At 56.1% G+C, this 23,596-nt stretch carries 21 protein-coding genes and 1 tRNA gene; 7 read left to right on the forward strand and 15 right to left on the reverse strand.

Going from position 1 to position 23,596, the window contains the following annotated elements; genetic code table 11:
• Nucleotides 1–8: 8 nt before the first annotated feature.
• The 4 genes from moaA to ABNV41_RS05780 all read right to left on the reverse strand — a co-directional run bounded on the left by moaA (nucleotide 9) and on the right by ABNV41_RS05780 (nucleotide 3,887).
• On the reverse strand, nucleotides 9–1,025 hold the full coding sequence (gene moaA, locus ABNV41_RS05765) for a GTP 3',8-cyclase MoaA (RefSeq protein ID WP_050819681.1): 1,017 nt from the start codon (nucleotides 1,023–1,025) through the stop codon (nucleotides 9–11).
• 136 nt (nucleotides 1,026–1,161) lie between these two features.
• Nucleotides 1,162–2,571: a phosphoglucomutase/phosphomannomutase PgmG gene (gene pgmG / locus ABNV41_RS05770; RefSeq protein ID WP_050819680.1), complete on the reverse strand. Its 1,410-nt coding sequence runs from the start codon at nucleotides 2,569–2,571 to the stop codon at nucleotides 1,162–1,164.
• Complete coding sequence (gene galU, locus ABNV41_RS05775) at nucleotides 2,571–3,461, reverse strand: UTP--glucose-1-phosphate uridylyltransferase GalU (RefSeq protein ID WP_050819679.1); 891 nt, start codon at nucleotides 3,459–3,461, stop codon at nucleotides 2,571–2,573. The genes pgmG and galU overlap by 1 nt, the downstream gene beginning before the upstream one ends.
• Nucleotides 3,462–3,800: 339 nt before the next feature.
• A tRNA-Leu gene (locus ABNV41_RS05780) sits at nucleotides 3,801–3,887 on the reverse strand.
• A 72-nt stretch (nucleotides 3,888–3,959) separates the two neighbouring features.
• Here ABNV41_RS05780 and lipB point away from each other — a divergent pair.
• Entirely contained in the window at nucleotides 3,960–4,661 is a 702-nt protein-coding gene (gene lipB, locus ABNV41_RS05785) for a lipoyl(octanoyl) transferase LipB (protein WP_050819678.1), read from the forward strand.
• Here the strand turns inward: lipB and ABNV41_RS05790 are convergent.
• Both ABNV41_RS05790 and ABNV41_RS05795 read right to left on the reverse strand, forming a co-directional pair.
• The gene (locus ABNV41_RS05790; protein ID WP_087651361.1) at nucleotides 4,642–5,214 is read right to left on the reverse strand and encodes an outer-membrane lipoprotein carrier protein LolA; all 573 of its coding nucleotides are present in this window, start codon (nucleotides 5,212–5,214) and stop codon (nucleotides 4,642–4,644) included. The genes lipB and ABNV41_RS05790 overlap by 20 nt on opposite strands.
• The gene (locus ABNV41_RS05795; protein ID WP_050819676.1) at nucleotides 5,214–5,552 is read right to left on the reverse strand and encodes a BolA family transcriptional regulator; all 339 of its coding nucleotides are present in this window, start codon (nucleotides 5,550–5,552) and stop codon (nucleotides 5,214–5,216) included. The genes ABNV41_RS05790 and ABNV41_RS05795 overlap by 1 nt, the downstream gene beginning before the upstream one ends.
• Before the next feature lie 51 nt (nucleotides 5,553–5,603).
• Here ABNV41_RS05795 and ABNV41_RS05800 point away from each other — a divergent pair, with 51 nt between their 5' ends.
• The 3 genes from ABNV41_RS05800 (at nucleotide 5,604) to cobT (ending at nucleotide 9,250) form a co-directional block, all read left to right on the forward strand.
• Nucleotides 5,604–6,224, forward strand: coding sequence for a J domain-containing protein (locus tag ABNV41_RS05800; protein WP_080986783.1), 621 nt, complete (start codon nucleotides 5,604–5,606; stop codon nucleotides 6,222–6,224).
• 88 nt (nucleotides 6,225–6,312) lie between these two features.
• On the forward strand, nucleotides 6,313–7,320 hold the full coding sequence (gene cobS / locus ABNV41_RS05805; RefSeq protein WP_349935060.1) for a cobaltochelatase subunit CobS: 1,008 nt from the start codon (nucleotides 6,313–6,315) through the stop codon (nucleotides 7,318–7,320).
• Nucleotides 7,321–7,333: 13 nt separating this feature from the next.
• A complete protein-coding gene (gene cobT / locus ABNV41_RS05810; RefSeq protein ID WP_050819674.1) occupies nucleotides 7,334–9,250 on the forward strand; it encodes a cobaltochelatase subunit CobT in 1,917 nt (638 codons plus the stop codon).
• Between the two features lie 30 nt (nucleotides 9,251–9,280).
• Here the strand turns inward: cobT and ABNV41_RS05815 are convergent, their stop codons facing one another.
• Both ABNV41_RS05815 and ABNV41_RS05820 read right to left on the reverse strand, forming a co-directional pair.
• Nucleotides 9,281–10,726 (reverse strand): pyridoxal-dependent decarboxylase, encoded by a 1,446-nt coding sequence (locus tag ABNV41_RS05815; RefSeq protein WP_087652112.1) that lies wholly within the window; start codon nucleotides 10,724–10,726, stop codon nucleotides 9,281–9,283.
• A gap of 24 nt (nucleotides 10,727–10,750) precedes the next feature.
• Nucleotides 10,751–11,746, reverse strand: a complete 996-nt coding sequence (locus tag ABNV41_RS05820; protein ID WP_012812847.1) for a bile acid:sodium symporter family protein — start codon at nucleotides 11,744–11,746, stop codon at nucleotides 10,751–10,753.
• 36 nt (nucleotides 11,747–11,782) lie between these two features.
• On the opposite strand from ABNV41_RS05820, the gene ABNV41_RS05825 reads away from it, so the two are divergent.
• Nucleotides 11,783–12,733, forward strand: a complete 951-nt coding sequence (locus ABNV41_RS05825; RefSeq protein WP_050819673.1) for a DUF945 family protein — start codon at nucleotides 11,783–11,785, stop codon at nucleotides 12,731–12,733.
• A gap of 52 nt (nucleotides 12,734–12,785) precedes the next feature.
• Here the strand turns inward: ABNV41_RS05825 and mfd are convergent, their stop codons facing one another.
• The gene (gene mfd / locus ABNV41_RS05830) at nucleotides 12,786–16,262 is read right to left on the reverse strand and encodes a transcription-repair coupling factor (protein WP_349935061.1); all 3,477 of its coding nucleotides are present in this window, start codon (nucleotides 16,260–16,262) and stop codon (nucleotides 12,786–12,788) included.
• Between the two features lie 78 nt (nucleotides 16,263–16,340).
• The gene (locus ABNV41_RS05835; RefSeq protein WP_003623435.1) at nucleotides 16,341–16,670 is read right to left on the reverse strand and encodes a succinate dehydrogenase assembly factor 2; all 330 of its coding nucleotides are present in this window, start codon (nucleotides 16,668–16,670) and stop codon (nucleotides 16,341–16,343) included.
• Between the two features lie 69 nt (nucleotides 16,671–16,739).
• Between ABNV41_RS05835 and recG the strand changes: the two genes are divergently transcribed.
• A complete protein-coding gene (recG, locus tag ABNV41_RS05840) occupies nucleotides 16,740–18,887 on the forward strand; it encodes an ATP-dependent DNA helicase RecG (RefSeq protein WP_087651366.1) in 2,148 nt (715 codons plus the stop codon).
• 12 nt (nucleotides 18,888–18,899) lie between these two features.
• Here the strand turns inward: recG and ABNV41_RS05845 are convergent, their stop codons facing one another.
• The 5 genes from ABNV41_RS05845 to ABNV41_RS05865 all read right to left on the reverse strand — a co-directional run bounded on the left by ABNV41_RS05845 (nucleotide 18,900) and on the right by ABNV41_RS05865 (nucleotide 22,043).
• The gene (locus tag ABNV41_RS05845; protein WP_003623431.1) at nucleotides 18,900–19,505 is read right to left on the reverse strand and encodes a thiamine phosphate synthase; all 606 of its coding nucleotides are present in this window, start codon (nucleotides 19,503–19,505) and stop codon (nucleotides 18,900–18,902) included.
• The gene (locus ABNV41_RS05850) at nucleotides 19,502–20,278 is read right to left on the reverse strand and encodes a thiazole synthase (protein WP_042786617.1); all 777 of its coding nucleotides are present in this window, start codon (nucleotides 20,276–20,278) and stop codon (nucleotides 19,502–19,504) included. Before ABNV41_RS05850 ends, ABNV41_RS05845 begins: the two co-directional genes overlap by 4 nt.
• A gap of 4 nt (nucleotides 20,279–20,282) precedes the next feature.
• Nucleotides 20,283–20,480 (reverse strand): sulfur carrier protein ThiS, encoded by a 198-nt coding sequence (thiS, locus tag ABNV41_RS05855; RefSeq protein WP_003623426.1) that lies wholly within the window; start codon nucleotides 20,478–20,480, stop codon nucleotides 20,283–20,285.
• 13 nt (nucleotides 20,481–20,493) lie between these two features.
• Entirely contained in the window at nucleotides 20,494–21,465 is a 972-nt protein-coding gene (thiO, locus tag ABNV41_RS05860; RefSeq protein WP_050820386.1) for a glycine oxidase ThiO, read from the reverse strand.
• Between the two features lie 101 nt (nucleotides 21,466–21,566).
• Nucleotides 21,567–22,043: a DUF3429 domain-containing protein gene (locus ABNV41_RS05865; protein WP_050819670.1), complete on the reverse strand. Its 477-nt coding sequence runs from the start codon at nucleotides 22,041–22,043 to the stop codon at nucleotides 21,567–21,569.
• 182 nt (nucleotides 22,044–22,225) lie between these two features.
• Between ABNV41_RS05865 and eno the strand changes: the two genes are divergently transcribed.
• Nucleotides 22,226–23,506: a phosphopyruvate hydratase gene (eno, locus tag ABNV41_RS05870; RefSeq protein WP_050820385.1), complete on the forward strand. Its 1,281-nt coding sequence runs from the start codon at nucleotides 22,226–22,228 to the stop codon at nucleotides 23,504–23,506.
• Nucleotides 23,507–23,596 lie beyond the last annotated feature (90 nt).

Consider the following 23,596-nt stretch of genomic DNA (forward strand, 5'->3'; position numbering starts at 1 on the left):
ATGGTTTTTTAGCCGCCCGTGACGCTCATATGCCGCTGCGGGCCAGAGACATCGGCTTCTGATGCGCCCAGCAGGAAGTCATGCCCTTTGGGTTTGCGGGCAATGGCATCCTGAATAGCACTTTCCAATGCGGCATCATCTGCGCCAGCCCGCATCAGACTGCGCAAATCGGCCCCATCTTCCTGCCCCAAGCAGGTATAAAGCCGCCCTGTGCAAGATAACCGCACTCGATTACACGTTGCGCAAAAATTATGGCTCATAGGGGTAATCAGCCCCAACCTTCTGCCGGTTTCTCCTACGCGCAAATATCGGGCTGGGCCACCGGTAACATCTGGAATGGGCGTAAGTGTCCAGCGCTTGGATAAATCAGCCTTTACATCCAGCAATGGTAGGTAGCGGGATGTGCGATCTTCCCCTGTATCTCCCATTGGCATGGTTTCAATCAGGCACAAATCTGCGCCTATTTCTCCACACCATGCCAGCAGCGTATCAAATTCATCATCATTCACACCGGCCATGGCAACGGTGTTGATACGCAGTGCCAACCCGACATCCCGCGCGGCACGTATACCCTCCAACGTGGCAGCCAGCTTGCCCCTGCGCGTTATTTTGGCAAAGCGTGCCTCATCCAGCGTATCCAAGCTGACATTCACACGGCGCACACCGGCATCAAACAAGGTTTGCGCATACTGGGCCAAATGGCTGCCATTGGTTGTAAGGGTGAGCTCTTCCAACTGGCCGCGATTATCGGAATGTTTGAGCCATGAGCCCAGTTCCTGAAAAAACGGGCCAATATCACGACGCACCAAAGGCTCTCCGCCTGTTATACGCAGGCGGCGCACACCGTGCTGCACAAACACACGGCATAGGCGCAGCAGTTCATCATAATCCAGAACATCTGAGCGCGGCAGAAAGGTCATGCGTTCGGCCATGCAGTATGTGCACCGCATGTCGCACCGGTCTGTTACCGATACACGCAGGTAAGAAATCCGCCGCCCGGCAGGGTCCGTTAAAGAGGACAACATTGGTTCTCTATATCAGAAACCAACCCCACATAAAACGACAGTTTGAAGGTTGGAACGGAAAAACACATTGCTTGTGATAGCAAAGCGGACAGCCCCGAAGAGCCGTCCGCTTTACCTATGAGCCCAACCTAAAAACTTAGTGGCCAGAGCTGTTACCTGAAAAATCAGGCCGCGGCAGACCAGAAAGTTCAAGCTGCTTCGCCAAAGCTTCCTTCAAGCGTTCCAGACACGCTTCTGTCGGGCCTTCTGCACGCGCAACCAGAACGGCCTGCGTGTTAGAAGCCCGCAGCAACCACCAGCCATCTGGCGTATTCACACGCACACCATCAATTTCGGAAACATCAGCACCTTCCTTACGCAGGCGTACTGCAACTTCCTCAATGACCTTGAACTTGCGGTGGTCATCACACTCAAAACGTAATTCCGGGGTGGATACGGTTTTGGGCAATGCTTCACGAAAAGCAGAAAGCGGTGCATCCATCCGGGCAACAATATCCAGCACGCGCACACCGGCGTACAGGGCATCATCAAAGCCGTACCATTTATCTGCAAAGAAGATATGGCCCGACATTTCACCTGCCAAAGGTGAACCCGTTTCCGCCATTTTGGATTTGATAAGCGAATGGCCCGTACGCCACATCAATGGCTTGCCACCGGCTTTTGCTACTTCATCAAACAGCACCTGACTGGCCTTGGCATCCGCAATGATGGTGGCCCCGGAATGGGATTTTAACACATCGCGCGCCAGCAGAATAAGAAGCTGATCACCCCACAGAATGCCGCCTGTATTATCCACCACGCCAATGCGGTCTGCATCACCATCAAATGCAATACCCAAATCAGCCTGATGCTCACGCACAGAGGCGATAAGCTGTTCCAGATTTTTGGCAACCGTTGGGTCTGGGTGATGCACGGGAAAAGTGCCGTCAATTTTGGCGTTCAGCACAATGTGCTCGCCCGGCAGCTTTTTTACCAACATTTCCAGAACTTCACCGGCGGAACTGTTGCCGTTGTCCCAGACAACTTTCAGCTTGCGCTGTCCGCCAACGTAATCCCTTACAAGGCGTGCTACATAGTCTTCACGAATATCCACATCGCGCACGGTGCCTTTTTCTTCTGGCACCACATCGCCCTTGGCAGATAGATCCCCCAGCTCCCGAATCTGGGCCCCGAAGAAAGGCTTGCCAGCCAAGGTGATTTTAAAGCCGTTGTGATCTGGCGGGTTATGGCTGCCTGTCACCATAACGGCGCCATCAGCCTTAAGAATAACAGACCCATAATATAGCAACGGTGTGGGGCCACGCCCCACACGCACGACATCCAGCCCGCACGCTACGGCGCCTTGCACCAATGCCTTCTCCAATGCAGGAGAAGACAGGCGGCCATCATAGCCCACAACCAGCGTTTTACCGCCATTGCGGCGCACAAGGCTACCAAAGGTGCGGCCTATGGCAAACGCATCATCGGTTGAAAGGGTTTTACCAACAATGCCGCGAATATCGTATTCGCGCAGGCTGGTAGATTCAAACCTATGCGCAAAAGACATCAGATTTTATCTGTGTATTTTTTCAGAAATTCCTTCACGCCTTCAGCAAGATCCGGCCGTTCCAGAGCAAAGGCTACCTGCGCTTCAAGGAAGCCAAGCTTGTTGCCGCAATCATAGCGCGTGCCTTCATAACGCAAGCCGTGGAAAGGCACCTGACCAATGGTTTTTGCCATGGCATCTGTAAGCTGCACTTCACCACCTGCACCTTTTTCCAGCTTGGAAAGATACGGCATAACTTCTGGTGTCAGCACATAACGGCCAATGATGGACAGGTTAGAAGGCGCATCTTCCGGCTTTGGCTTTTCAACCAGGCCTTTTACTTCCACTAGGCGGCCATCATCCTTGCCTGTGTCCAGAATACCGTAGCGGTTTGTCTGTTCACGCGGCACTTCTGTCACCGCTACAACGCTGCCGCCTGTTTCGTTATACGCATCAGCCAGCTGCTTCAGACAGCCCTTGCCGGGTGCGGCTTTCACAATATCATCGGGCAGCAGGATGGCGAACGGATCATCCCCAATAAAGGAGCGCGCACACCAGATGGCGTGCCCAAGACCCAGCGGTTCCTGCTGACGCACAGCAATAAGAGAACCTGCTTCAATAGAGCTGGGTTCCAGTGCTTTCAGGCAATCAAGCTTGTGACGTTCTCTGAGCGTATCTTCCAGCTCATAAGCAATATCAAAGTAATCAATAAGGGAGTCCTTACCGCGGCCTGTAATCAGGCAGAACTCTTCAATCCCGGCTTCACGCGCTTCATCAATCGCATACTGGATCAGCGGCCGGTCAACAACAGGCAGCATTTCTTTTGGCATGGCCTTGGTTGCGGGCAGAAAGCGCGTTCCCAATCCCGCAACAGGCAGGACTGCTTTACGTAAAGGCTTGGGTTTGGACACGAATACAACACCTTAAAAAAAACGGGTTAAACCTCAACCATCAGAACCACCTTGTCCGCAGAGAGCACCCTGCCAACAACACGGCCCATCAAGAATGCAACAAAACCCGCCCAACGCGCAAAAACGCGTGTGCGTGTTTTAGGCCACACTCTACATGGCTTTTATTTTACACATCTAAAACCATGCGCCTATTCTAAAAACCGGAAAAGAGAGGCGTGAATATGACAATTCATGCACAAAAATGCAGAATTATACTCTGGCAGAACAGATATGCACCCAACAGGCAGAAGCTTCTGCTGCTGTTTACTGCTCTGATTTTATTTTGTTTTTGAAGAAATATGGTGCGGCCGAGAAGACTCGAACTTCCACGGGGTATTCCCCCACAAGCACCTCAAGCTTGCGCGTCTACCATTCCGCCACGGCCGCACGTGACAATCGGTACCAGAAGAGCGATACCGTTGGTGAACAGCCCTATAGCCGAAGCAGGAACGTGCGGCAATGACAAAAGAACAAATTTTATGGGAAATCAGCAAAAAACTGGTTCCATACCCTCAAGCACTCAGTCGCATGGAAAGCATGGCCCGCAGCATTCGTGCAGATGAAGCTACAGAACGGGTGTGGTTACTGGAGCATCCACCCCTTTATACTTCAGGCACATCCGCCAAGGCAGAAGATCTTTTTAACCCTGCACATTACCCCACCTATCACGCAGGCCGCGGTGGGCAGTGGACATATCATGGCCCGGGACAAAGAACCGCTTACGTGATGCTAGACCTGCAACGCGCCCACGGCCCCGTACCGGGAAGAGACCTGCGGGCTTATGTGCACGCTTTAGAATCGTGGGTGATTGGTGCTTTGGCCCATTTTGGCATTCATGGTGAAGTGCGCGAAGGCCGTGTAGGGGTATGGGTAACAGACCCCAAAACCGGGAAAGAGGAAAAAATTGCCGCCATTGGGGTGCGTGTTTCCCGCTGGGTGAGCTGGCACGGTGTTGCCATCAACCTAGACCCCAACATGGCGGATTTTGAAGGCATTGTACCCTGCGGAATTAGGGAATACGGCGTTACCAGCTTTCGCAAGCTGGGGCTTTCCACCACCATGCAGGAACTGGATCAGGCACTGGCCCAATCCTGGGCCAACACATTTGGCAGCGTGCCTTCTCCTTTACAGGAAGTGGCCGTTACACAGGGTCCAGACTGATGGAGATAACGTGCCTGCGTTCATCCACAATCTGGATGGAAGAAAGCGCAAGCCTGTTTGCCACATCATGAAAAACCAGCGTGACCAACCCCTGTGATGGATTATCCGTGCGTGTGAGCGAAAGCTGCAACACGCCGGGTTGCTTTTGCACGTTGGTAACAGTAACGGCGCCAGACAGCACAACAGGGTTATCCAACAGCAAACCCAGCGGGTTATGCGCCAGACCAATACGGGTTTGGGAACCCTGCTGGGCATCTGTAAACACGGCATGATGGCCAGAAGCCCGAAGCTCCATTTCATGCGGTGCCGTATAGTGCATGTACAATGATCCGGGCTTGTAGGTAATTAACCCACCGCCCCGGCTGCCATTAGGCCATGTTTGAAGAAACGGTGCGTTCTCCAAATCCACAGTGCGGAAATAATTTTCCACACGGGCAACATCTGCATTTTTTGCGCCGGATGTGCCCTGCATGGTCTGCCCCGCGCAGGCAGCCAACGCCAGTGGTGCCAACACGGCAAATGCACGACGGTTTAATTTCAGGCCTTTGCGCATTATGCCACCTTCTCGGCTTCCTGCGGTGTGCGCAGGGTAAGGGCCAGAGCATGCAAACCACTGGAAAATTCAGGCGCCAGTGCGTCATGCACCATGCGGGAGCGGTTTACACGGTTCACACCTTCAAAAGCTGAGGAAACCATAAGCACCCGAAAATGCGTTTCCGTGGCGCCGGCTTCTGGCCCACGCACCATGGCTTTATGGTGGGCGTGGCGGTGGCTTTCATCCTCAATTTCCAACACAATGGGGTTGAATGTTTTTTCAAGAACATTACGAACCCGCTGCATACGCACACCTTCTGCCTTGGAAAGAGCCGAAGAATCTGAAAGACTGGTCATATCCCTGTTTACCCCTTGCTACAGATGCTTTTGCACCGCACATAACGCTAAATGATTAAACGTAGGAACACCCGCCCCCGCGCGTTCGATCCTGATCCTGACGCGCCAGCACGTTGCTGTGACATGCCTAGCTGTCAGGAGCCGGCCGGTTACCGTGCGCCCCGCTCACGCGATGCACTGAACCAGTATTACTGGTTCTGCCTCAACCATGTTCGGGAATATAATGCGCGTTGGGATTATTACAAAGGCATGAGCCCCGGCCAGATTGAAGCGCACCTACGCGCAGATATCGGGTGGGACAGGCCTACATGGGCCTTTGGCCAGAGTGCCAAAGGTGCAAAACGCGCCACACCGAATGAAGAGGATATTCTGGACCCGCTGGATATTCTGGGCCAGAACCGCCGCTCTCGCGCAGAGCGCGCACGTGCGCAAGCTTATCAGGAACGTGTATCGGCTCCTGCCGCGTTGCGGGAACCTTTGGCCATTCTGGGGCTTTCTTGGCCTGTAAGTATGGAAGAGGCCAAAAGCCGTTACCGGGCACTGGCGCGCAAGCACCACCCGGACACCAATAACGGAGACCGGAATGCCGAAGAGCGGCTTAAAAAAATCAATGTTGCCTTCACGATTGTGAAGACCCATCTTTTAACCGAAAGCCTCGAAAAAGCGCTGTGATGATGTATGCTGCATTCAGGGCATCATATATTTCCGGTAGCTTTGCCTTTTTTCTTTCCTGTCAGACAAAGAGCGCAGACATATAGCCATGACGGATATTTCCAGCCAGTCCAACGCTTCCGAACTCCCACCCATTTCAGCCATTTCCGTACCAGATATGGAAGTCAGCGTGCGTGATGTGTTCGGCCTTGATTCTGACATGAAGGTACCTGCCTTTTCCATCCGCACAGAACATGTGCCTGAAGTGGATAAGGCTTATCTGTTCGACCACGGCACCACGCTGGCCATTCTGGCAGGCTTTGCCTTCAACCGCCGCGTGATGGTGCAGGGTTTCCATGGCACCGGCAAATCCTCCCACATTGAACAAATTGCCGCGCGCCTGAACTGGCCGTGCATCCGCATCAATCTGGATAGCCACATTTCCCGTATTGATCTGATTGGCAAGGACGCCATTGTGGTGAAGGACGGCCAGCAGATTACCGAATTTCAGGAAGGCCTGCTGCCGTGGTGCCTGCAACGCCCCTGCGCACTGGTGTTTGATGAATACGATGCAGGCCGTGCGGATGTGATGTTTGTGATCCAACGCGTGCTGGAAGTGGAAGGCAAGCTCACCCTTCTGGACCAGAACCGTGTGATCTCCCCCAACCCGTTCTTCCGCCTGTTTGCCACGGCCAACACCGTTGGGCTGGGTGATACAACCGGGCTGTATCACGGCACGCAGCAGATCAACCAGGCCCAGATGGACCGGTGGAATATCGTAACCTCCCTGAACTATCTGCCGCATCAGCAGGAAGTGGGCATTGTGTGCGCACGCCTTGGCATTGCGGAAGATGACAAGGCCGAGCGCGATAAAATTGATAACATGGTGGCGCTGGCGGCCCTTACCCGTTCCGGCTTTATGGCGGGAGATCTTTCTACCGTTATGTCACCCCGCGGGGTTATTGCTTGGGCAGAGAATGACCGCATCTTTAAGGATGTGGCCTTTGCCTTCCGCGTAACCTTCCTGAACAAGTGTGATGAAGCCGAACGCAGCATGGTGGCGGAGTATTATCAGCGCTGCTTCAACACCAGCCCGCTGCCCGGCCGCACTGCCTGAATCGGATTTTTTCATGGCTGAGCGCACCAAAGGTCCATCCTCCCCCAACACACCACCTTTCTCTCGGGAGCAGGCGGAAAAACGGGCGGACACTTTCAAGCAGGCCACATCTGCCGCTTTACGCGCCATTGGCGGGCAGAAAGAGGCAGATGTTTCCTTCCACAGCGGCAACATGCCTCTGGCCCCGATCAGCCTTGGGGAAAAAGTCCGGCTGCAATCTCCTTCTCTCAATTTAAGTGAGGAGGAAATGCAGCGTATCCGTGGTGCGGCAGATGCGCAGGCCCTGCGCCTGAAGCACCATGACTTTGCCCTGCACGCTGCCCGCCAACCTGCTGAAACGCAGGCGCGCGATGTGTATGACGCACTGGAACAAGCCAGAATTGAATCTGTAGGCGCACGCCACATGAAAGGCGTGGCCGCCAACCTGCGCCACCGGCTTGAGCAGGATATCCGAGCATCTGGGCTGGACCGGATGAAAGATGCCTCTCAGCTTTCCCCCGTTGTGGGGCTGGAACTGCTGGCGCGTGAGAAACTGACAGGCCAGCCAGTGCCAGAACCGGCTCAGGCCATTCTGGAAAAATGGAAGCAGACCCTTTCACCAGAGGCCCTGAGTGCGCTGGATGAAATGGCCAAGCACCAGACGGATCAAGCCGCATATGCGCGTGCCAGCCGTCAGCTTATGGCTGCCTGTGCCCTGACAGAAGATGACACGGCATCCGAAGATATGGATGCCGATAATGAGTCTTCCGAAGCAGCAGATTCGCAGGACGATTCAAACCCACCGCCCCCGGATCAGGAAGAAAACACATCTCCCCAGCAGGATGAGCAGGAAGAGGAAATCTCTCAACCTCAACTCATGGCTGGCAGCAGCGAATCTTCTACTGAATTTGCAGAAGAAGAACATGATGCCAGCATGGGTGAAGGCACGGGGGAAGCCTCAGGCCCGGGCAGCCGGCCGGAAAATGAACCTGACCTGACAGCCAAAGGCTACCATCCCTATACCACCCGGTTTGATGAAGAAATTCGCGCAGAAGAACTGTGTGACCCAGAAGAACTCTCCCGCCTGCGGCATCAGCTTGATCTGCAATTGGCCACCTTGCACGGAGTGGTGTCTCGGCTTGCCAACCGGCTCCAGCGCCGTTTGATGGCGCAGCAGACGCGTTCTTGGTCTTTTGATCTGGAAGAAGGTATTCTGGATGCGGGCCGCCTATCCCGCATTGTGGTCAACCCCATGCTTTCCCTTTCCTATAAGCAGGAAAAGGATACGGAATTCCGCGATACGGTTGTTACCCTGCTCATTGATAATTCTGGCTCCATGCGGGGGCGGCCCATTTCTGTTGCGGCATCCTGCGGGGATATTCTGGCCCGTACGCTGGAGCGCTGCGGCGTAAAGGTGGAAATTCTGGGCTTTACCACTCGCGCATGGAAAGGCGGCCAAAGCCGGGAACTCTGGCTGCAAAACGGCAAGCCGCCAGAACCGGGCCGCCTGAATGATTTGCGCCACATTGTTTACAAATCAGCCGATATGCCGTGGCGGCGTGCCCGCACCAATCTGGGCCTGATGCTGCGTGAAGGCCTGCTGAAAGAAAACATAGATGGTGAAGCCCTGCTATGGGCATGGAACCGTATCAGAAACCGGCAGGAAGCCCGTAAGATTCTGATGGTGATTTCAGACGGTGCCCCAGTGGATGACAGTACGCTTTCCGTCAACCCGGCTTCTTATCTGGAAGACCACCTGCGCGCTGTAATTGATATGATCGAAAACCGCAGCGCAGTGGAATTAACAGCCATTGGTATCGGGCATGACGTGACGCGCTATTACCAAAAGGCCGTTACCATTACAGATGCGGAGGAACTGGGAGGCACAATGCTCCAGTCCCTCTCCGCTCTGTTTGAAGAAAAACGCCGCCCGCGCAAACGCGCACGTTAAGCGCAAAAGCGCCGCCTGCTGACCTTGTATTTAAGCCAGCGGGCGGCCCAAGCGGGCTTGAACCATATCAGCCAAGCCAGCCAGCATAATATCTGCATCTTCCTTGGTGGTGCGGTGGTTTACGATAGCCGCACGAATAGCCAGCCTGCCATGAATGCGCGTGGTGGACGGGGCCGCAATGCCACTTTCCTGAAGGTCCTTCACCAGTTCCGCATTCAGCGTATCCAGATCACCCACATCGGGCATGTCCACCCGAAAACACACAATATTCAGCGTTACGGGAGCCAGTAGCGTAAGGCCGGGCGTGGCAACCACGCGAGATGCCAGATATTGCGCCACCGCACAGGATTGCGCCACCACATTACCCAACCCTTCGGTGCCAAACCCCGCCAGCGTGAACCACACCTTAAGCGCCCGAAACCCGCGCGAAAGATCTGGCCCAAAATCACAAAACCACGGAGCATCCGCAGCCAATCCACGATCCTCGCGCGAGAGATAGGCTAAGGACTGCGCAAACGTTGCCGCCTGCCGCCCCTGTTCCCGCACCAGCACGCAGCCTGCATCGTAAGGCACTTGCGCCCATTTATGAAAATCAAAGGCAAGGCTATCGGCCCGCTCCAGCCCCTTGAGCAATGGGGCGTAATCTGGTGCCAACTGCGCCAACGCGCCAAAAGCCCCATCAACATGGAACCAGAGCTTTTCAGCCTTTGCGTAATCTGCCAGTTCATCCAGCGGGTCTACGCTGCCAGTATCCACGGTGCCTGCTGTGCCAACAACCAGAAAAGGCTCGTATCCATCCGCCCTGTCCTGCGCCACCATGCGGCGCAGCGCCTGCATATCCATACGGAAGGCAGCATCCACCGGCACGCGGCGCAGGGCCTTCATGCCCAGCCCGGCCATATCAAATGCACGGGCCACACAACCGTGCGCCGTTTGTGCTGCGTATCCTACCAGTTTGCGGCCTGCCACGCCTTGCTCACGCAAAGCCGTGCCATCGGGCACTGCGCGGCTGGCTGTCAGAATGGCAATAAAATTGGCCATGGAAGAACCGGTAACCAGCACACCGCTTGCTGTATCTGGAAAACCGAACATTTCCGCCGCCCAGCGGATAACCATGCGCTCCACTTCAACCGGAGCATGGTTACGGCCACCCAGATTGGCGTTTAGGCCAGCGGCCAGCATTTCTGCCAACATGCCCTGTGCCGTGCCACCACCATGTACCCACCCCATAAAGCGCGGGTGCCGATTGCCCACAGCATAAGGTGCCACTGCCTGAGAAAACTGGTCATACAGCCCATCAAGCGGTTGTGCGCCTTGAGGCAAAGGGGCCTGTTTGAAGCTCTGCCGCAGCGTATCCGGCATAGGTTGCCATACCGGGCCTTTTGCCACGTTTTTGATGGACTCAAGCATGTCATCCAACATGCGGTGGCCTAGAGTGCGCAATTCTTCCCAGTTTTCTGGATCTAACCCGGCCACTTCTGTTTTCTCCAATATCCGTATTCAGGATGCGTGCCGTATCTCTGGCGTTTGCTCATGCTGTTCTGCCTGCTGTGTCATGCGGGCAAAACGGCGGGCCAGAACGGCGCATACAAAAAGCTGGATCTGGTGATACATCATAAGTGGCAGAACAATCATCCCCACCGATGCGGGCGGGAACAGCACGTTGGCCATAGGCACACCAGATGCCAACGTTTTTTTGGAGCCACAGAACACCACGGCAATTTCATCTTTAAGGGGCAGGCCAAAGGCGCGGCCAGCAAAAATGGTAATGCCCAGCACCACAAACAGCAACACGGCATCTACCAGCGCAATCACACCCATTTCTGCCACGGGCAGCTTGTGCCACAGCCCTTGCATCACGGCATCACTAAACGCCGCATACACCACCACCAGCACAGACCCGCGGTCTGAAAAAGAAAGCAGCTTTTTATTACGGTGCGCCCACGGGCCAAGCCAAGGCTGCAACACCTGCCCCAAAATAAAGGGCAGCAAAAGCTGATAAACAATATCCAGCGGGTTACCAGCCGCACCACCATGCTTGCTAAGAATAAGCCCCACCAACACTGGCGTAATAAAAATGCCCAAAACGTTAGAAGCCGTGGCCGCACATACCGCCGCAGGCACATTGCCCCCACCAATGGAGGTAAACGCAATGGAAGACTGCACGGTGGAAGGCAGGCAGCACAAAAACAGCACGCCCATCCAGATTTCTGGCTGCATCAGATTAGGCAGAAGCGCGTGGCCCAACAGCCCCAGCAGCGGGAACAACACAAAGGTACAGCACAGAATAAGCAGGTGCAGCTTCCATGCCACCAAGCCATCCACCACCGCCTTGCGCGAAAGCCTTGCTCCCTGCAAAAAAAACATCAGGGCAATCAGGCCAATGGAAAGCCACCTAAAAACCGGAACAGCCGCCCCATGACAGGGAAAGAACGTTGCCAGCAGCACAGCGCTGACCAGCCCCATTAAAAAGGGGTCCAATTTCAAAAACCGCACGCGCCTGACCTTTCGTTCTTCTTTCTGGTTGCCTGCATGTTTTACTTACGGCACCCTTTAACTGAAATGAAACAGTATACTTTCCTGTCCCTCTCCGTTCTCGGTGCTGTGAGCATTTATGCCACAGTTGCTGCGGCTCCGGCTTTTGCGGCCCCTCCTTCTGGCTGCGCGGTGGTTTCCCGCGCTTCTGGGCAGGAAACGGCGCAAGGTGTTACCTACCAGAATCTGGTGTTACGCACCCCAGATGGGGGCACCACCTTTAAGGCAGGCCACGTTACCCTGCATGGTTCTGGAGAAACGCCCGAAGCCACGCATGATCTGGCAGATGCGGCCTCTCTGCTGCTGATGTCCGCCATGACGGGGCATCACAATGCCGCGTGCACGGATTGGCTGAACACACAGGGCAAGCGCGTGCTGGCGGGCCTTCAGGCAGGCAAAAGCTATGATCTGACATGGCAGAACGCCACGCTCACGCATGGTGCCGCACAGGTAACTGTCAACACCGCGCGCTACCAGATGCAGGGTGGCAGTGCCACGGCCTCGGCATCACTGGGGATGGATGGGGTAAGTTTCCGTAACGTTGCCAATCAGGATCTGCTGCCCACAGCGGCTCATGCCACGTTCTCCCTCCCCGCGGCAGAAGTGCCCGCCCTAATGAGCGCCATTGGGGGCCGCAGCGCCAGTGCTCCGGCTGTGCATGCTACCATTTCCAGCTTTGATGCCATACAGGGTGATGCCTCCCTACACGGCAATGGCGTGGCAACCCTTACAGGCAATGTGAACAACACATCTGCCTCTGGTCATCTGGAAATTACCAATCTGGAAACCCTGATTGATAAAGCCCGCACCGCCAAGCAGATGAAGCTGGCCGCAGGCATGGTTGTGGCCCGTTTGGTAAGCCACAAACATGGTGAGCAGAATACGTGGGACACCAAGTGGGAAAGTGGTGTGCTGACTGTAAATGGCTTCCCCATCCCGCTAAAATAAACAAAATGGCCGGAGGGATTGCTGTTAAGCCCCTCCGGCCATCTGGGCCTTGTCAGGCCATTTCCATCACTTTCTCGCACATACTGGCCAGATCCTTCAGTACGCGCCGGGCCAGATCTATGCGCTGCACGTTGGTGAGTTCGCGCACAACTGCCATTTTGTGGTCTGGCCGGAGGCGCACTGTGCCATCCTTCCATTTACCCATCCATTGCACCAACCCGGCCGGGTTGCGGAAGGTATTATTGCGGAATTGCAGTACCATGCCCTTGGGGCCAGCCTCAACACGCTCTACCCCGGCCTGACGGCACAGGCGCTTAAGCTCCACAATATCCAGAAGGTTCTTAACCTCCGGCGGCAGGGCGCCAAAGCGGTCTATCAGCTCGGCTTCCATGGCTTCCAATTCCGCATCAGATGCCAGTGCACTGATACGGCGGTATAACCCAAGCCTTACGGGCAGATCTGTCACATACTCATCCGGGATCAACACCGGCAGGCCCATAACAATGTTGGGCGTCCAGTCCCGATCCTCTGCGGCACGGCGATTTTTATCTGAGCGAAGGTCGGCCACGGCATCTTCCAGCATCTGCTGGTAAAGTTCGATCCCCACTTCGCGCACATGGCCAGATTGCTGATCACCCAGCAGATTACCCGCACCACGCAAATCCAGATCGTGCGAGGCCAGCGTAAAGCCAGCGCCCAGCGTATCCAGCGTTTGCATCACTTCCAGCCGCTTTTCTGCGGAAGCTGAAAGCACATGTGTTTGTGGCCATGTCAGGTAAGCGTAGCCTCGCTGCTTGCCACGTCCCACGCGCCCGCGCAGCTGATAAAGCTGCCCAAGGCCGAACATATCTGCCCTATGGATAATAAGCGTATTCACCGCAGGCATATCCAGCCCGCTTTCCACAATATTGGTGGAGAGCAGAATATCGTATTTGCCGTCTGAAAACTCGGTCATCACCCGTTCCAGCTCGGTGGCGGAAAGGCGACCATGCGCCTGTATCAGCCGGGCATCGGGCACAATGGCGGTCAGCCGTTCAGCCAGCCTGTCCAGATCCTCAATACGCGGGGCCACACAGAAAATCTGCCCACCACGGAAGCGTTCACGCTGGATGGCTTCCCTTATCACCACGCTATCAAACGGCATGATGAAGGTGCGCACTGCCAACCTGTCTGTTGGTGGGGTGGCAATCAGGCTCATTTCACGCACGCCGGAAAGCGAAAGCTGGAGCGTACGGGGCAATGGTGTGGCGGAAAGTGTGAGCACATGCACATCTTCGCGCAGGGCTTTCAGCTTTTCCTTATGAGACACGCCAAAATGCTGTTCTTCATCAATAATCAGCAATTCGAGTGAGGCAAACTGAACCGTTTTGGCCAGCAGTGCGTGCGTGCCGATAACAATGTTTACGCTACCATCTGCAATGCCCTTGCGCACTGCTGTGGCTTCCTTACCCGTTACCATACGGGAAAGCTGCGCCACCTTGATGGGAAAGCCCTCAAACCGCGCAGCGAAGGTACGGTAATGCTGCCGGGCCAGAAGCGTAGTAGGCACCACAACAGCCACCTGCCCGCCTGACATAGCCGCCACAAAGGCCGCGCGTAAGGCTACCTCAGTTTTACCAAAGCCCACATCACCACACACCAGACGATCCATTGGCCGGCCGGAGGACATATCCTCCAGCACATCGGCAATGGCGCGTGCCTGATCATCCGTTTCCACAAATGGGAAGCGGGCACAGAACTCATCCCACTGCCCCTCCGGCGGAACCAGTTCTGGCGCTTCCTTTAGGGCACGCATTGCTGCAGTTCTAATAAGCTCACCCGCCATATCGCGGATGCGCTTTTTCATTTGCGATTTACGGTTCTGCCATGCCGTGCCGCCCAGCTTATCCAGCGCAACCCCTGCCTGGTCTGACCCGAAGCGGCTCAATAGTTCAATATTTTCTACCGGCAGGTAAAGTTTCTGTCCGCCATCATACAGCAGGCGCAGGCAATCATGCGGGGCCACGCCTACGCTTACGGTTTCCAGCCCATCATAACGGCCTATTCCGTAATCCTGATGCACCACCAGATCACCAGCAGAAAGTTCGCTGGCTTCGGCAATCAGTTCATCTGCACGGCGGCGGCGGCGCGGTGGGCGGCCAATACGTTCACCCAGCAGATCCTGTTCGGAAACAAATGCCAGATCATCTGCAACAAAGCCGCGTTCCAGACCAAGGGTAAGCAAACCCACCGGGCCGGGCTTGGCTTTATGGGCCTGTTCCCATGTTTCATATGTCTGAGTGGGTACACCATGTTCACGCAGCAATGTGGCAATGCGCTCGCGCGAACCTTTGGTCCATGCAGCCACAAAGGCGCGGCGCTTTACCTGCGCCCATTCCTTTACCTGATCCCCCAATAGCGTAAACACCTGCTCACGCTGGGCACCGGGCACAATTTTGGAGAACATCTTACCGGGGCGGCCACCTACATCCACCCCTCCGGCACCATCGGGCTGCGCATAGGGGCTAAACGCCACCACAGGCACGCGGGACAGGCAGGCATCCCATCCTTTTTCATCCAGATAGAGCAGATGCGGAGGCAGCGGGCGGTAGGGTATTTCCCCTTCCCGCACAGGCTGACGGCGGGCCTGATAGTGATCTTCTATCATTTCCAACCGGGATTTCAGCACATCTTCAGCCTGATGTTCCAGCGAAACAGCAACATCTGGCAGGTAATCAAACAACGTTTCCAAGTGATCATGGAACAAGGGCAGCCAGTGTTCGATACCCGGATGCCTGCGCCCATCTGAAATATGCTCATAAAGCGGATCAGACGTGGCAGCAGGGCCAAAGGCATCACGCCAGCTGGTGCGGAAGCGTGAAATGCTTTCCTTGTCCAGCGAGAATTCAGAAACGGGGCAAAGTGTCAGCCCATCGCGCTTGGCCGTAGAGCGTTGGGAACCGGGATCAAACGCACGGATGTTTTCAACCTCATCCCCAAACAGATCAAGCCGCAGGGGTTCACCTGCACCGGCGGGGTACAGATCAAAAATACCGCCGCGGGTTGCAAATTCCCCGGCTTCCATCACCGTATCCGTACGGGTGTAACCATTGGCAATCAGCAGCTCGATCAGAAAGCCCTGATCCAGACTTTCCCCCGTGCGGATGGAAAGTGATTGCCCATCAAACGTTTTGCGCGGGGCCACACGCTGCACCACGGCGTTAACCGTAGCCAGCACAAGCCGTGGGCGGCCTTTTGCGGGTTCCAGCAGGCGCGTAAGGGTGGAAACACGCTCGGCCACAATGGCAGGGTTGGGAGAAACCCTGTCATACGGCAGGCAATCCCATGCGGGAAAGCGCAATACATCCACATCAGGCGCCACAAAGGCCAGCATATCATTCAGGCGGGCCATGGCGGCATCATTGCGCGCAATATGCAGCACCGGGCCTTTATGATCCCGCGCACGACGTGCCAGCAAAAGGGCATCATACCCTTCTGGCACGCCCCATACGGTTGCTATCCGCTTTTGTGCGCCTGTCTGTGCTGTCATCCCGGTATCCGCCTGTTCTTAAATACGTAAACCCCGCAAGCTGCCAGCATACCTGTGCCAGAGCCTGAAGGGTTTTTATTAACCGCCGCGCCTGATACGGCTATCTTCCACCATACGGCGTAACATGGGGGTGGCTTTCTCTTCCGGCAATGGCAGGCGGCCAAACAGCCAATCTGTCAGCTCCGGATCTGGCATTTCCAGAATGTTTTCCATGTCCGTCAGTTCTTCTGCCGTCATGGTATCTGCATTGGCTTCTACAAAGCCGCCAATCAGAATATCTGTTTCAAACGTGCCCCGATGGTTGGCACGGAACTTCAGCCGCCGCCTGCGGGCAGCCAGATTATCTTCCGCCACGCCAGATGCGCTGGAGGAAGATGAGGGAGAAGAAGCTGTAAAATTGTCTTGCATGGCGCTGGTATCCTATACCGTTGCTAAACCTGTCTGTCAGCCTGCCAAACAGAGGCTTGTGTATCGCTTGTGTCCAGTCCCCTTTCCTTCACATCCTCTTCGGTTCCTGGGCAAGATGGCAATTCTGCCCTAGCCCCATTACTGGCCCCGCTTGAAAGCCTGCCTGGCGTCAGCACCGCACGCGCCAAGCTGTTGGGCCGCATTGCAGGCGGACGCAGGGTAATGGACCTGCTGTTCTGCCTGCCCGAAAGCATTACAGACCGCAGGCTGCGCCCCACACTGGCGCAACTCAGGCCCGATACAATCGCAACCGTTACAGGCGTGGTGCAGGATATTCGCAGCCCCGCACCGCGCACCCGCCAACCGTGGCGGGTAATGATTGATGATGCCACGGGTGTGCTGGAAGTCGCCTTCTTTTCCCCCTGGCAGGCCAAACAGGTTGTGAAGGGAGAAAGCATTGCCCTTTCCGGCAAGGTAGAACGCTTTGGCGATAAGCTGACCATCACATCCCCCGATTATCTGGTGCCCGCAAACCAGATAGAGCGCATTCCGCTGCTAGACCCCGTTTGGCCCCTTACGGCTGGGCTGTTTACCGGGCAGGTGCGTATGGCCATGGCAGCCGCCCTCCGCCTTTTGCCGCCCAACCTGCCCGAATGGCATGACAAGGCCCTTATCAAACAAAAAAACTGGCCGGATTTTGCCACGGCCCTGAACTGGATGCACTTTCCGGACACCATTCCCGATAGCGCACAGGGGGATGCGTGGCATGGAAACCGCACACGTGCACAGGCACGTTTGGCATGCGATGAACTGCTGGCAGACCAACTGGCCATGCGCATTGCCCAGCAGGCATCCCGCGCCCGGCCCGGCCGTAGCCTGAATGGTGATGGCCACTTGCAAAAGCAGGCCCTCGCCAGCTTTGGGCATGAGCTGACCTACGGCCAAAAACATGTGCTGCGTGAAATTGAAGCCGATATGGCCACCCCGCACTGCATGAGCCGCCTTTTGCAGGGCGATGTAGGCGCAGGCAAAACGCTTGTGGCCCTTATGGCCATGCTGCGTGCGGTAGAAGCTGGCACTCAAGCCGCCCTTATGGCCCCAACTGAAATACTAGCCCGCCAGCACGCAGCTACGTTCCGCCGGCTTTCCCCCGTGCCGGTGGCGTTTTTATCCAGCTCTGTCAAAGGCAAGGCGCGCAAACAAACGTTGCAGGATATTGCCGATGGCACCGCCAAGCTGGTGGTAGGCACCCATGCGCTTGTGCAGGACGGCGTAAAATTTGCTGATCTGGGGCTGGCCGTAATTGATGAGCAACATCGCTTTGGGGTCGACCAACGTCTGGCATTGGTGGAAAAAGGCCGTGATGCCGATATGCTGGTGATGACGGCAACCCCCATCCCCCGCACGCTGCTGCTTACCCGCTTTGGTGAAATGCAGATCAGCCGGCTGGAAGGCAAACCGGCTGGCCGTAAGCCTGTGCGCACATCCCTGCACAGCCTTGGCAATTTTGAAGATGTGCTGGCAGGCATTGGCCGCGCGCTGGACAAAGGTGCGCAGATTTTTTGGGTGTGCCCGCTGGTTTCTGAAAGCGAAGCCATGGATCTGGCAGCAGCCGAGGCCCGGCATGCGGCTTTGGTTGAGCGGTTTGGAGATAAAATCGGGCTGGCACATGGGCAGCAGGATGCCAATGTGCGTGAGGACGTGCTGCAAGCCTTTGCCAAAGGTAAAACCCGCATGCTGGTGGCCACCACCGTAATTGAAGTGGGCGTAGATGTGCCCTCCGCCACAATTATGGTGATAGAACATGCAGAACGCTTTGGGCTGGCGCAGTTGCATCAGCTCCGTGGCCGTGTGGGGCGTGGGGCGGATGCCTCCTTCTGCCTTATGCTGCATGATGAAGGCTTGGGCCTAACGGCACGCCGCAGGCTTTCCTGCCTGAAGGAAACGGAAGACGGCTTTTTAATTGCGGATGAAGATTTTCGCCTCCGTGGCGGAGGTGAGGCAACGGGCCGTCGCCAATCTGGCCTGCCCGATTACCGCATGGCGCCGGAAATGCTGGTGGATATGCTGTTAGACACAGCACATGATGAAGCCACGGAGATTCTCCCCGATGGCCCACCCTCCAGCGCGCCAGAAAAGAACCTGCCGGTAGCAGCCCGCATTTTGCTGACGTTATTTAACAAAACCGACGCCGCGCGCATTTTCAGCGGCGGCTAAACGGTTGCAGCTTTAGCCTTCTACGGCTGCCAGCCACGCCTTAACCTGCCCTTCCGGGTCTGGTTGGCGAATAAAGGCAGATACGGCAGAAACACTATCGGCCCCGGCCTCAATGCACGCCCAGGCGCGTTCCAGCGTAATGCCGCCAATGGCAACCAGTGGCAGGTTGCCAATCAGCTTGCGCCATTCTGTCAGCTTCAGTGGGCCTTGGGGCCCGAACGCCATTTTTTTCAGCTTGGTTTCCCATATAGGGCCAAGGGCCACGTAATCCGGATTGCAGCTTAGAGCGCGATCCAGCTCTTCATGGCAATGGGTGCTAATGCCAAGGCGGATACCGCCTTTGCGAATGGCGGCCAGATCTGCCGTATCCAGATCTTCCTGCCCCAGATGAATGTAATCTATGCCTTCATCTAGCGCGATCTGCCAGTAATCGTTCAACACAAGGCATACGCCGTGCTGTTTGGCATAGGCATGGCCTTGGCGAATTTCTGCGCGCAGGGCGTCTTCTTCCATGTCCTTCAGGCGGAGCTGAATAAAGCGTGCACCTGCACCGCCCAGCCTGTCCACCCATGTGGCGCTATCAACAACGGGATAAATCTTTTGGGGCAGAGCTGTCATGCCAGCATGGCCTTTCCTGCAACGGGAGTAGAAGGAACAGCCATATCGCGCTCTTCCATTGGGTCTGCAATACGGGCCAGCTCCCCGGCCTCTACAGCCAGACGAAACGCACGGGCCATATTTACGGGGTCTCCTGCCTTGGCCACGGCGGTGTTTATCAGCACCGCATCATAACCTAACTCCAGAGCCTGCGCGGCGTGGGAGGGCACACCAATACCGGCATCCACCACCAATGGCACACCGGGAAAATGCGCCCGCATGGCCCGCAGGCCGAACACGTTGTTCAAACCCTTGCCAGAACCAATAGGCGCACCCCATGGCATCAGCACCTCGCACCCCACGGCCAGAAGTTTTTCCGCCACCACCAAATCTTCCGTGGTGTAGGGGAATACCTTGAAGCCATCTTCGGTAAGAATACGCGCCGCCTCTACAAGCCCGAATACATCTGGCTGGAGCGTATCCAGCTCCCCAATCACTTCCAGCTTCACCCAATCCGTGCCGAACACTTCCCGCGCCATGTGCGCAGTGGTGACGGCTTCCTTAACCGTGTGGCAACCCGCCGTATTTGGCAGCACCGGCACCTTGAGCTCCTGAATGAGAGACCAGAACGCCTGCCCGGCCCGCTCCCCCGCAGATTCGCGGCGGAGGGAAACAGTTACAACACCCGGCTGAGCAGCCAGCACGGCATCGCGCAAAATCTCGGGGGATGGATACTGGGCCGTACCCAGCATGAGTGGCGAAACAACATCCTGCCCATAAAATGAAACAGCCATGCCCTCAGCCCCCTTGCATGGGGGCAACAATTTCAATTTGCGCCCCTTCTTCCAGCGGCGTTTCATTGCGCGTTGCCTTGGGCACAAACCGACCATTCAGCGCAGTAGCAATACGTGCACCGCTATAGCCAAGCTCATCTATCAGGGCCGCCAGTGTTTTGGCAGAAACCTCGTGCGCTGTATCGTTAACCACAACTTTCATCGGGCGTTGCTCCTTAGGCCTGTGGGCCAAATATCAAGTCTGCCGCCTCCCGCGCCCGAGCGGGAGAAAGCAGAAAACCGTGCCGGTACATACCGTTGATATAAATGCGTTTTCCATCCTGCACCACGCGGGGCATGTTATCTGGGTAAGACGGACGTAAACCTGTGCCCATTTCCAGAATTTCCGCCTCGGCAAAACCGGGGTGCAGGGTCCATGCCGCGTTCAGAAGTTCCATCATGGAACGCACCGTCATGCCGCCAGCATTTTCGCTTTCAATCATTGTGGCCCCGACCATGAACACATGGTCAGCCCTTGGCACAATGTAAACCGGTATGCGCGGGTGCAGCATACGCACAGGCCGATGCAAGGTAACATCCGGGCAGCGCAGCAGCAGCATTTCACCCCGCACGCCACGCAGATTGTCCAGCTTTTCACGCGCAGCAAGGCCGGTGCATTCCACCACCCAATCAAACGTGGCTTCATCCGGGCAGGTTTCACCAAACTCGGCGTGGCCACCCAGTTGTTCCAACCGTGCCAGAAGGGCTTTCAAGGCCTTGCGCGGGTCCACATGCCCTTCATCGGGAAAGAACAGCCCTTTATGGAAACGGCCTGCCAGATCCGGCTCAAGCTGAGTGATTTCTACTGTGCCTACCGTCTGAAAATGCGATGTGCGACGGCCAAAGCGGGCAATTTCCCCCACATCTCGCGCAGGTGCCAGCACAAGGCTACCTTCACGCGTAACATCGGGCACATGCTCGGCCCACCACTCTACCGAATCGATAGATTGGGCGGTGACTTCCTCTGGCGCAGATTCGGCCTCGCACCACGGGGCAAGCATGCCACCTGCCATCCATGAAGCCCCGGCCCCCACGCGGCCTCCGCTTTCATACAGGGTGACATCGCCTCCCCGTTCAGCCAATGCTACGGCGGCTGTCATACCCGCCACACCGGCCCCTTTTACCAGAATGCGCGGTTTGCCGTTCATACTTTCTACCTTGCCTCCGTTACTGGCGCTGTGCTGCTGCATCTGGGCGTTATAACACGCCTCAAACCCTGCTTCTGCAAGGGGTTATGCCGCTTTAGTGTTTAGAATGCCCGCACAAGCAGCACCATGAGCAGGCAACATTCCGTTACCGCCGTGGCAATCCAGCGCATGCCCATATAGCCGGGCGGCAACCAGCCACGCTGCCATGCGCCACGTTCAGCCAATGCCACCAGCGGAAAAAGCGCTGCCAGAATAATCACCCCGGCAAGCGGCACCCACGCATAGGCCAGGTAAGCTGCAATCCACCCGGCAAAAGCGGGCACCACACCCAAAACCAAACGCAGATTATCGGCCCTGTCTGCCCCGCTTGTCAGAATGGCGCGATCAAGCTCCAGCGCCAGCCCCCAATGCACGGCCCCGATAAAAGACAGGCTTACTGCCCCGTAAATCACCAACGCCATCAGCAGATTGGGCACAGGCACGCCGGAATCGAAAAACACAATGCCGCATGTGCAGGCAACAAAGGGCAAGAGCCCTGCTGCCATAAGCACCACAGCCAGAAATGGAAGTTTTTTCATGAACGTGCAGCAGGCCCTTACCTGATAATTTCATACCCAATATGGTTGACAGAAAAGCCCAACAGGCGGCCACTAGCAACCGTAGGCAGGTTTACCCTGCCCACCGTGTTCCGCCCGGAACCAAAAAAAATAACACCGGCTTCTGCCGCCAGAGGCCAGACAATAAAGGAACGGAAACACCAATGAGTGCCATTGTTGACATTATCGCACGTGAAATTCTGGACAGCCGCGGCAACCCAACGGTTGAAGTAGATGTGGAGCTGGCATCCGGCGCCAGAGGGCGTGCGGCTGTTCCTTCTGGTGCCTCAACCGGTGCGCATGAAGCCGTAGAACTGCGCGATGGTGACCCCAAGCGGTTTGGTGGCAAGGGTGTTCTCAAAGCTGTTGAGAACATTGAAAACGAAATTCTGCCCACGCTACAGGGTGCCGAATCGGCAGATCAGATCGATATCGACAACGCCATGATTGATCTGGATGGCACACCCAACAAAAGCCGCATGGGTGCCAACGCCATTCTGGGTGTGTCCCTCGCCATTGCCAAAGCCACGGCAGCCGAACTGCATGTGCCGCTCTACCGCTACATTGGTGGCGTGTTTGCCCATGTTCTGCCCGTGCCGATGATGAACATTGTCAACGGTGGTGAACATGCAGATAACCCCATTGATATTCAGGAATTCATGGTGCAGCCGGTGGGTGCGCCTACTGTGGCCGATGCCATCCGCTGGGGTTCGGAAATTTTTGCCCAGCTGAAAAAGGCCCTGAGCGCTGCTGGCTACAACACCAATGTTGGGGATGAAGGCGGCTTTGCCCCTGCCCTTAAATCTGCCGATGAAGCACTGGGCTTTATCACCCGTGCCGTGGAAGCCGCAGGCTACCGCCCGGGTGAAGACGTGACCTTTGCGCTGGATTGCGCCAGCACCGAGTTCTTCAAGGACGGCAAATACAACCTGAAGGGCGAAGGCAAGGTATTCGATTCCGCTGGCATGGTGTCTTACCTGTCTGACCTTGTAAGCCGTTACCCGATTGTTTCCATCGAAGACGGCATGGCTGAAGATGACTGGGAAGGCTGGGCCCTGCTGACGCAGGAACTGGGCAAAAAAATCCAGCTGGTTGGGGATGATCTGTTTGTAACCAACCCGGAACGCCTGCGCCGCGGCATTCAGGCTGGTGTTGCCAACTCCCTGCTGGTGAAGGTCAACCAGATTGGCACGCTGACAGAAACACTTCAGGCTGTGGAAATGGCGCATCGCGCGGGCTACACCGCCGTGATGAGCCATCGCTCTGGTGAAACAGAAGATTCCACCATTGCTGATCTGGCTGTGGCCACAAACTGTGGGCAGATCAAAACCGGCTCCCTTTCCCGTTCCGATCGGACAGCCAAATACAACCAGCTCATCCGTATTGAGCAGGAACTGGCAACTGCTGCACGCTATGCAGGCCGCACCATTTTAAAAACCGCATAAACCACAGCGATTTTGGCGCAACAGGTTGCAAAAAAGCCGCTCTCCTACCCGGAGGCGGCTTTTTTCATGCGCTCATGCCTTGGCGCTGCC

This window comes from Acetobacter sp. A11-2, assembly GCF_040208445.1.
In the GTDB taxonomy this organism is placed as follows: Bacteria; Pseudomonadota; Alphaproteobacteria; order Acetobacterales; family Acetobacteraceae; genus Acetobacter; species Acetobacter oryzoeni.

What these genes read in the sequence shown, in the direction of transcription:
- moaA (WP_050819681.1), bottom strand. Translation starts at nt 1,025, where the DNA reads ATGTTGTCCTCTTTAACGGACCCTGCCGGGCGGCGGATTTCTTACCTG.
- pgmG (WP_050819680.1), bottom strand. Translation starts at nt 2,571, where the DNA reads ATGTCTTTTGCGCATAGGTTTGAATCTACCAGCCTGCGCGAATACGAT.
- lipB (WP_050819678.1), top strand. Translation starts at nt 3,960, where the DNA reads ATGACAAAAGAACAAATTTTATGGGAAATCAGCAAAAAACTGGTTCCA.
- ABNV41_RS05790 (WP_087651361.1), bottom strand. Translation starts at nt 5,214, where the DNA reads ATGCGCAAAGGCCTGAAATTAAACCGTCGTGCATTTGCCGTGTTGGCA.
- ABNV41_RS05795 (WP_050819676.1), bottom strand. Translation starts at nt 5,552, where the DNA reads ATGACCAGTCTTTCAGATTCTTCGGCTCTTTCCAAGGCAGAAGGTGTG.
- ABNV41_RS05800 (WP_080986783.1), top strand. Translation starts at nt 5,604, where the DNA reads ATGATTAAACGTAGGAACACCCGCCCCCGCGCGTTCGATCCTGATCCT.
- cobS (WP_349935060.1), top strand. Translation starts at nt 6,313, where the DNA reads ATGACGGATATTTCCAGCCAGTCCAACGCTTCCGAACTCCCACCCATT.
- cobT (WP_050819674.1), top strand. Translation starts at nt 7,334, where the DNA reads ATGGCTGAGCGCACCAAAGGTCCATCCTCCCCCAACACACCACCTTTC.
- ABNV41_RS05825 (WP_050819673.1), top strand. Translation starts at nt 11,783, where the DNA reads ATGTTTTACTTACGGCACCCTTTAACTGAAATGAAACAGTATACTTTC.
- mfd (WP_349935061.1), bottom strand. Translation starts at nt 16,262, where the DNA reads ATGACAGCACAGACAGGCGCACAAAAGCGGATAGCAACCGTATGGGGC.
- ABNV41_RS05835 (WP_003623435.1), bottom strand. Translation starts at nt 16,670, where the DNA reads ATGCAAGACAATTTTACAGCTTCTTCTCCCTCATCTTCCTCCAGCGCA.
- ABNV41_RS05845 (WP_003623431.1), bottom strand. Translation starts at nt 19,505, where the DNA reads ATGACAGCTCTGCCCCAAAAGATTTATCCCGTTGTTGATAGCGCCACA.
- ABNV41_RS05850 (WP_042786617.1), bottom strand. Translation starts at nt 20,278, where the DNA reads ATGGCTGTTTCATTTTATGGGCAGGATGTTGTTTCGCCACTCATGCTG.
- thiS (WP_003623426.1), bottom strand. Translation starts at nt 20,480, where the DNA reads ATGAAAGTTGTGGTTAACGATACAGCGCACGAGGTTTCTGCCAAAACA.
- thiO (WP_050820386.1), bottom strand. Translation starts at nt 21,465, where the DNA reads ATGAACGGCAAACCGCGCATTCTGGTAAAAGGGGCCGGTGTGGCGGGT.
- ABNV41_RS05865 (WP_050819670.1), bottom strand. Translation starts at nt 22,043, where the DNA reads ATGAAAAAACTTCCATTTCTGGCTGTGGTGCTTATGGCAGCAGGGCTC.
- eno (WP_050820385.1), top strand. Translation starts at nt 22,226, where the DNA reads ATGAGTGCCATTGTTGACATTATCGCACGTGAAATTCTGGACAGCCGC.